The following is a 7,439-nucleotide window of genomic DNA, read 5'->3' as shown; positions in this document are numbered from 1 at the left end:
CCTCGGTGGAGGTCGGCGCGACCCGGCTGGAGTCGCTGCCCACCGGCGGCCGCACCCCGCTGGCGGCCGGACTGCTGCGGGCGCACGAGGTGCTGCGGGTCGAGCGGCTGCGCGACCCGGACCGCCGTCCGCTGCTGGTCGTGGTGACCGACGGCCGGGCCACCGGCGCGCGGGACGCCGTCGCGCAGTCGCACCGGGCGGCCGGGCTGCTGGCCGGGCAGGGCGTGGCGAGCGTGGTGCTGGACTGCGAGTCGGGCCCGGTCCGGCTCGGCCTGGCCCGCACCCTGGCCGACCGGCTGCGGGCCACCGCCGTGACCCTGGACGAGCTGCGGGCCGACGGGGTCGCCTCGCTCGTCCGCGACAGCCGCGGCGGGCACCGTTCGGGCGCCGCTGCTTCTGCTTCTGCTTCTTCCTCTGCTTCTGCTTCTGTTTCTGCTTCTGCTTCTGTTTCTGCTTCGCGAAAGGCGGCCTGAGCCGACATGCCCAAGGGTGTCCCCGAGAGCGTTCCCGACGACGGCCTGACGACCCGCCAGCGCCGTACCCAGCCGATCACCGCCGTGCACACCGGGCCCGGCAAGGGCAAGTCCACGGCCGCGTTCGGCATGGCCCTGCGGGCCTGGAACCAGGGCTGGTCGGTCGGGGTGTTCCAGTTCGTGAAGTCCGCCAAGTGGAAGGTCGGCGAGGAGAACGCGCTGCGCGTGCTCGGCGCCTCCGGCGAGGGCGGCACCGTCGACTGGCACAAGATGGGCTCCGGCTGGTCCTGGATCCAGCGCACCGGCGAGATGGAGCTGGACAGCGAGGCGGCGGCCAAGGAGGGCTGGGAGCAGGTCAAGCGCGACCTCGCCGCCGAGACCTACCGCTTCTACGTGCTGGACGAGTTCACCTACCCGATGCACTGGGGCTGGATCGACCCGGCGGAGGTGGTGGCCGTGCTGAAGGACCGTCCGGGCAGCCAGCACGTCGTCATCACCGGCCGGTACGCGCCGGAGCTGCTGACCGACGCCGCCGACCTGGTCACCGAGATGACCAAGGTCAAGCACCCGATGGACGCCGGCCGCAAGGGCCAGCGCGGCATCGAGTGGTAGCGCGCCGGGTCGGTCGAACCCGCCGGACGTCCTGGTAGTACAGCGAGAGAAGAAGCAGCAGCACCGTGAACATCCCCCGTCTCGTCGTCGCGGCGCCCTCCTCGGGCGCCGGCAAGACCACGATCGCCACCGGCCTGATCGCCGCGCTCGCCGCCCGCGGGCTGGCCGTCTCGCCGCACAAGGTCGGCCCGGACTACATCGACCCGGGCTACCACGGCCTGGCCGCCGGCCGTCCGGGCCGCAACCTGGACGCGTTCATGTGCGGGCCGGAGCGGATCGCGCCGCTCTTCCTGCACGGCGCGGCCGGGGCGGACGTGGCGGTGGTGGAGGGTGTGATGGGGCTGTTCGACGGCGCCTCCGGGCGGGGCGAGCTGGCCTCCACCGCGCATGTGTCGAAGCTGCTGCGGGCGCCGGTGGTGCTGGTGGTGGACGCCTCCTCGCAGTCCCGGTCGGTGGCGGCGCTGGTGCACGGCTTCGCCTCCTGGGACCCGGAGGTCCGGCTGGCCGGGGTGATCCTCAACCGGGTCGCCTCCGACCGGCACGAGCGACTGCTGCGCGAGGCCCTGGAGGAGGGCTCCGGGGTGCCGGTACTGGGCTCGGTGCGGCGCTCGGCGGCGGTCGCCACGCCCTCCCGGCACCTGGGGCTGATCCCGGCCGTCGAGCGCTCGGCGGAGGCCCTGCGGGCGGTGGCCGACATGGGCGAACTGGTCGCCGCCTCGGTGGACCTGGACGAGGTGCTGGCGCTGGCCCGCACCGCCCCGCCGCTGACGGCGGAGCCGTGGGACCCGGCCCGCGAGGTGGCCCCCCTGGCCGCCGGTGCGGTCCGGCCGAGGATCGCGGTGGCCGGGGGCGCGGCGTTCTCCTTCTCGTACGCCGAGAACACCGAGCTGCTGACCGCCGCCGGCGCCGAGGTGGTGCCCTTCGACCCGCTGCACGCCGACGCCCTGCCGGAGGGCACGGCCGGCCTGGTGATCGGCGGCGGCTTCCCCGAGCTGTACGTCCGGGAACTCAGCGCGAACGGGCAACTGCGGGCGGCGATCGCCGCGTTCGCCGCCGCGGGCGGACCGGTCTCGGCCGAGTGCGCCGGACTGCTCTACCTCGGGCGGGAGCTGGACGGACTGCCGATGTGCGGGGTGCTGGACACCTCGGCCCGGATGACCGAGCGGCTGACGCTCGGGTACCGGGAGGCGGTCGCGCTGGAGGACTCGATGCTGCTGCCGGGCGGGGCCCGGCTGCGCGGGCACGAGTTCCACCGGACGGTCTGCGAGCCGGAGCACGGTGAACGGCCCGCCTGGGGCTGGCGGCTGCCGACCGGTCTGCACCTCGAAGGATTCGCGGGCGCGGCGGGCGCCGAGAATGTTCACGCTTCGTATCTGCATCTGCACTGGGCGGGATACCCGCAGCTCGCCGCCGCCTTCACCGCGGCGGCCGCCGCGCACCGGGCCGGCTGAGCGGGCCGGCGGCGGATCCGACGACCCTTCGGGTCTGGTGCTTTGGCCGTCCGGAGCGTCAGAATGGGGACAAACAACCGCATATCGAACTTCTCGCAACCGGTACCGGCCAGACCCGACCGCCTTTCGGCGAGCCGACCGATTGCCGGCGACCGCCTACTCGACGGGGCGCCGAACACGCCCCCGCGGCGCCGCACACGCCCCGGCGGGGTGAACAGGCTCGAAGGAGCCGTCACCATGCGTCACACCTTAACCCCGCTGCATCACCACCCCACCCCCGTCGACCTCCCCCACGACCGTCCGCACTCCTGCCCCGTCCCGCTGTCACCGGACGCGCTGGACATGCTCCGCCAGGAGTACCGGGAGCTGATCACCACCGGACGGCTGCCGGAGACCATCACCTTCACCCAGTACTACCTGGTCTGGCGCTCCCGGCGGCGCGGCGAGAACGTCGTCGGCCTCGACGACGGCGCCGTCCGGCCCGGCGCCCGCACCGACGCCCAACTGATCAGCCACCCGTCCGAGAAGCTCGCCGGGGTGATCCCCACCGTGGTCCTGCTGGTCGACTTCCCCGACCAGCCGCACGACCCGGCCCACACCAAGGAGCACTTCGAGGACCTGCTGTTCAGCACCGGCACCTCGCCCGGCGGCTCGATGCGCGACTACTACCGCGGGGTCAGCGGCTTCGACCCCGCCGCACCCGACAACGGCGGCATCGACGTCCAGGGCGAGGTGCACGACTGGTTCACCCTGCCGCACCCGCTCTCCTTCTACGCCGACCACCGGTCCGGCCAGGGCAACCGGGACGGCCGCAACGAGCCCGGCATGGCCTTCGACGCCCTGGACATCGCCCTCCGTCAGGGCATCGCGTTCCCGAAGGAACTGGACGTGCTCGGCGAGGGCATCGTCACCGCGCTGTTCGTCGTCCACGCCGGCTCCGGCGCCGAAGCCCTCCCGCCGGACCTCCAGCCGGGCGCCCTGTGGAGCGCCAAGTGGACCCTCCCGCACGGCTTCCCCGTCCCCTCGGGCCTCACCGTGCCGACCTTCCTGACCGTCCCCGAGGACTGCAAGGTCGGGGTCTGCTCCCACGAGTGGGGCCATCTGGCGGCCCGCTGGGCAGACTTCTACGACACCGGCGACCCGGAGGTGGAGGACGTCTCCAGCGGCCTGGGCGACTACTGCCTGATGGCGTCCGGCTCCTGGGGCGGCCCGCGCAACGACCGCGGCAGCAAACCGGTCTACCCGAACGGCATGCTGCGGATGTTCCACGACTGGACCAGACCCCAGCTGATCAGCGCCACCACCAAGGACATCACCCTGCGACCGGTCTCCGAGGGCGGTGACATCCTGGTCGTCAAGAGCCCGCGGATGACGCCGCAGCAGTACCTGGTGATCGAGTACCGCCGGCAGAGCGGCCAGGACCAGTTCCTGCCGTCCCAGGGCATCGCCACCTACGTGGTGGACGAGGCGATCGACAACGTCAACGACGAACGCCACCTGGCCATCGAGCTGATGCAGGCCGACGGTCGGCGCGACCTGGCCTCCTTCCTCCGCGCGGGCAACCGCGGCGACCGGACCGACCTCTACCCGGCCCTCGGCAACAACACGATCGGCGAGCACAGCACCCCGGCGCTGAACGAGCCGGACGGCCGCTGGAGCGGCATCACCGTCGAGGTGGCCGGGACCCCGGGGGACGACCGGATGGAGGTCAGCGTCACCGTCGAGTGAGGCACGGCGCGAGCCACCCGCTCCGCTCCGGAGGCGTCCGGAGCGGAAGGGGACGACCGCCGCCCTGCCCGCCGTTCCGGGCAGCGGCCCCCCGCCGGTGGCTCCGGCGGAGCCGCCCCGGTACGGACCGAGAGGCCGGCCCGGGCAGCGGCGGCGGTCCCGTCCCCCTGATCCCTCCCGCCTCCGGGACGGATCAGGGGGACGGGTCTTCGTCGGGAGCGGGGTCGGGGGCCGGGGCCGTCGGGAGGTGGAGGGTGGCGACGGCGCCGCCGGTGGGGTGGTTGGTGAAGGTCAGGGTCGCGCCGATGACGCGGGTGTGGCCCTGGGCGATGGTGAGGCCGAGGCCGTGGCCGCGGCCTCGTTCGCGGACGCTGGTGCGGAAGCGCTGGGGGCCGTCGCGGAGGAGTTCGTCGGGGAAGCCGGGGCCGTGGTCGCGGACGGTGAGGCGGTGGCCGTCGACGTGCAGCAGGATCGGGCCGCCGCCGTGGCGGTCGGCGTTCAGGAGCAGGTTGCCGAGGATGCGGTCCAGGCGGCGCAGGTCGGTGCGGACCGAGGCGTCCGCCGCCATCTCCACCTCGACCTCCAGGCCGGTCAGCGCCACCGTGCGGCGCACCGCGCGCTCCAGCGGCACCGCCGAGAGGTCGGGCAGTTCGACGTCGGCGTCCAGCCGGGAGACCTCCAGGAGGTCCTCGACCAGGGCGCGCAGGGCCTGCACCCGGTTCTGCACCAACTGGGTGGGCCGGCCCGGCGGCAGCAGTTCGGCCGCCGTGACCAGTCCGGTCAGCGGGGTGCGCAGCTCGTGCGCGACGTCCGCGGTGAACCGCTGCTCGTCCTCCAGCCGCCGGTGCAGCTCCCGCGACATGAGGTCGACCGCCGCCGCGAGGTCGGCCACCTCGTCCCGCCCGTCGACGAGTTCGCCGATCCGGGTGTCGGTGCGCCCGGCGGCGATGCCCCGGGCGGCGGTCGCCGCCGTCCGCAGCCGGCGGCTGATCCGGTCCGCGACCAGTACCCCCGCCAGCACCGTGATGAAGACGGAGGCGACGACGGCGAGCAGGATGATCCGGTCCAGGTCGGCGATGGCCTGCCGGTCCTGGGCGAAGTCGATCCGGACGGACAGCACCTCGCCGTCGCTGCGGACCGGGACAGCCGCCCACACCGACTCGCCCTCGGGCCCCTGGGCCAGCAACGACCCGCGCCGCCCCTCGGCGACCAGGGCGCGCAGCCGGGCCGGCAGCGCCGGGTCGTCCACGGCGGCCTGCCGGCGTCCGCCGCCGGTGAGGTCCTCGTTGCGCTCGAAGGAGCCGAGCGCCGCGTCCAGAGCGGTGAGCGCGGAGCCCCGGGCCTGGTCGACGTGCTGGCGGACCATCGCCTGGTGGACCAGCAGCCCGACCGCCACCGCGACCAGGACGGAGATGGCGGCGACGGCGGTGGCGATCTGGCGGCGCAGGGTCATTCGGCCCGCCTGAGCTTGTAGCCGAAGCCGCGGACGGTCTCGATCCGGCCGCCGCCGATCTTGGCCCGCAGGCGCTGGACGTGGACGTCGACCACGCGGGTGTCGGCGCCCCACTCGTAGTCCCAGACGCGTTCCAGCAGGACGGCGCGTTCCAGCACGATGCCGGGGGCGGCGGTGAACTCCAGCAGGAGGCGCAGTTCGGTGGGGGTGAGCGGGACGAGGGCCCCGTGCACCCGGACCTCCATGGAGTCGGTGTCGACCTCCAGGCCGTCGAAGCTGCGGACGGGGGTGCGGGGGGCGGGAGCGGCCGGAGGAGCCGGGGCGGCCGGGGAGACCGGAGGGACAGGGGGAACCAGCGGGTCGGCGGGCGCGGCAACGGACACGGGCTCGGACGCGGGCTCGGGTTCGGCCGGGACGACGCGGACGCGGCGGAGCACCGTGCGGATCCGGGCGACCAGCACGGCGCTCTCGAACGGCTTGACCACGTAGTCGTCCGCGCCCGCCTCCAGTCCGGACACCACGTCCACCGGATCGGTGCGGGCCGACATCATCAGGATCGGCAGCTGGCTCTCCTCCCGGATCCGTCGGCACAGCCCGACCCCGTCGAGCAGCGGCAGCATCACGTCCAGCAGCACCAGGTCGGGCCGCACGGCGTGGAACATCTCCAGCCCCTCCAGGCCGTCGGCGGCCGTGGCGACCGGGAACCCGTAGCGTTCCAGGGCCATCCTGGTCGCCTCCCGGATCACCTCGTCGTCCTCGACGATCAGGATGCTGGGGTGGCCGGCGGCCGTGGGGCTCATGGCTTCGTCTCCGGGAAGGGCACGGCGGTGGGCACGGCGGTGGGCGTGGCGCTGGGCTGCGCCGGGCGGGCGGGGTTGGGCTGCGGCTGCGGCTGCTTGCCGACCACCGCGTCCGAGCCGGCGCCGGCGGACGGGGGTGCCCCGCTGGGCCGGGACGGGGCCGAGGGTTTGACGGGCCCGCCCCCCGTCACGGCGGTCGGGCCGGTGCCGGGCGGTCTCTCCACCGTCGGCTTCTCGGCGGCCGACGGCGTCGGCTCGGGCTCCGGGGCGGTCGGCCCGATGCCCTCCACCTTCTGGTCGGCCAGGGCCAGCCGCACCCCGTCCCAGCGGTAGAGGCGGCCGGTCCGGAAGGAGCCCGTCGGCTCGTACAGCCAGAGGTCGGTGCCGACGGTCTCGGCGCCGAACCCCTTCTGCAGGGAGACCCGGTGGATCGGCAGCAACCGGTCCCCGGAGGCGGTGTAGACGTGCAGCACCACGGTGTCGGCGAGGCCGACGGCGAGCAGCAGCTCGGGTCGACCGTCCCCGGTGAGGTCGCGGAACTCGGGGGCGCGCAGTTCGCAGCCCGGGCACGGTTCGAGGACCCGCCGTTCGTCCTGGGTGACGCCGGGGTCCTTGGCGAGCAGAGCGCGGGTGTCCACGGCGGTGATGTCCTGCCCGGGGACGGTGAGGTCGGGGACCGGCTGCGGCGTCGGCTCCGGGCTGCGGCTCCCGGTGGGCTCCAGCGGTGTCGGCGAGGAGGCGGTGGGCGCGCTCGGCCAGAGCGGCACGCGGGCCGGGGAGGGCGTGACGGGGGCGACCGCGCCGTGGTCGCGCAGTTCACCGGGGGCGGCGCAGCCGACCGGGAGGGCGAGGGCCGCGGCGGCGAGGAGGACGGGGAGGAGGAGGGCGGGGCGGGGCCGCGCGGCGGTGCGGTGGGCAGCGG

The 7,439-nt window shown here is 74.6% G+C and carries 6 protein-coding genes and 1 pseudogene; 4 read left to right on the top strand and 3 right to left on the bottom strand.

The features are described 5' to 3' along the window. The 4 genes and pseudogenes from BI06_RS44195 to BI06_RS44180 form a co-directional block, all read left to right on the top strand. Positions 1-473, top strand: a pseudogene (locus tag BI06_RS44195) (magnesium chelatase); the annotation flags it as partial. 6 nt (positions 474-479) lie between these two features. Next, a complete protein-coding gene (cobO, locus tag BI06_RS44190) occupies positions 480-1,085 on the top strand; it encodes a cob(I)yrinic acid a,c-diamide adenosyltransferase (protein WP_030398311.1) in 606 nt (201 codons plus the stop codon). 65 nt (positions 1,086-1,150) lie between these two features. Beyond that, positions 1,151-2,536, top strand: a complete 1,386-nt coding sequence (locus BI06_RS44185) for a cobyrinate a,c-diamide synthase (RefSeq protein WP_043478575.1) — start codon at positions 1,151-1,153, stop codon at positions 2,534-2,536. Positions 2,537-2,773: 237 nt separating this feature from the next. Then, positions 2,774-4,264, top strand: a complete 1,491-nt coding sequence (locus tag BI06_RS44180) for a M6 family metalloprotease domain-containing protein (RefSeq protein ID WP_199523462.1) — start codon at positions 2,774-2,776, stop codon at positions 4,262-4,264. 193 nt (positions 4,265-4,457) lie between these two features. On the opposite strand, the gene BI06_RS44175 is transcribed toward BI06_RS44180, so the two are convergent. From BI06_RS44175 to BI06_RS52135, 3 genes are all read right to left on the bottom strand, one after another. Then, the gene (locus BI06_RS44175; RefSeq protein WP_043478572.1) at positions 4,458-5,717 is read right to left on the bottom strand and encodes a HAMP domain-containing sensor histidine kinase; all 1,260 of its coding nucleotides are present in this window, start codon (positions 5,715-5,717) and stop codon (positions 4,458-4,460) included. Next, positions 5,714-6,517 (bottom strand): response regulator transcription factor, encoded by an 804-nt coding sequence (locus tag BI06_RS44170; RefSeq protein WP_043478569.1) that lies wholly within the window; start codon positions 6,515-6,517, stop codon positions 5,714-5,716. The genes BI06_RS44175 and BI06_RS44170 overlap by 4 nt, the downstream gene beginning before the upstream one ends. Further along, a partial coding sequence (locus BI06_RS52135; RefSeq protein WP_043478565.1) for a hypothetical protein occupies positions 6,514-7,439 on the bottom strand: 926 nt, incomplete at its 5' end. The genes BI06_RS52135 and BI06_RS44170, both read right to left, overlap by 4 nt.

This window comes from Kitasatospora sp. MBT66, from assembly GCF_000710405.2.
GTDB lineage: Bacteria > Actinomycetota > Actinomycetes > Streptomycetales > Streptomycetaceae > Kitasatospora > Kitasatospora purpeofusca.
Note: the sequence above shows the minus strand (reverse complement) of the source record. Positions and strands in the feature narration are given on the sequence as shown.

Bases quoted from the DNA above. Each gene is read 5' to 3' on its own strand.
- BI06_RS44180 (WP_199523462.1), top strand. From the start codon at position 2,774: ATGCGTCACACCTTAACCCCGCTGCATCACCACCCCACCCCCGTCGAC.
- BI06_RS44175 (WP_043478572.1), bottom strand. From the start codon at position 5,717: ATGACCCTGCGCCGCCAGATCGCCACCGCCGTCGCCGCCATCTCCGTC.
- cobO (WP_030398311.1), top strand. From the start codon at position 480: ATGCCCAAGGGTGTCCCCGAGAGCGTTCCCGACGACGGCCTGACGACC.
- BI06_RS44170 (WP_043478569.1), bottom strand. From the start codon at position 6,517: ATGAGCCCCACGGCCGCCGGCCACCCCAGCATCCTGATCGTCGAGGAC.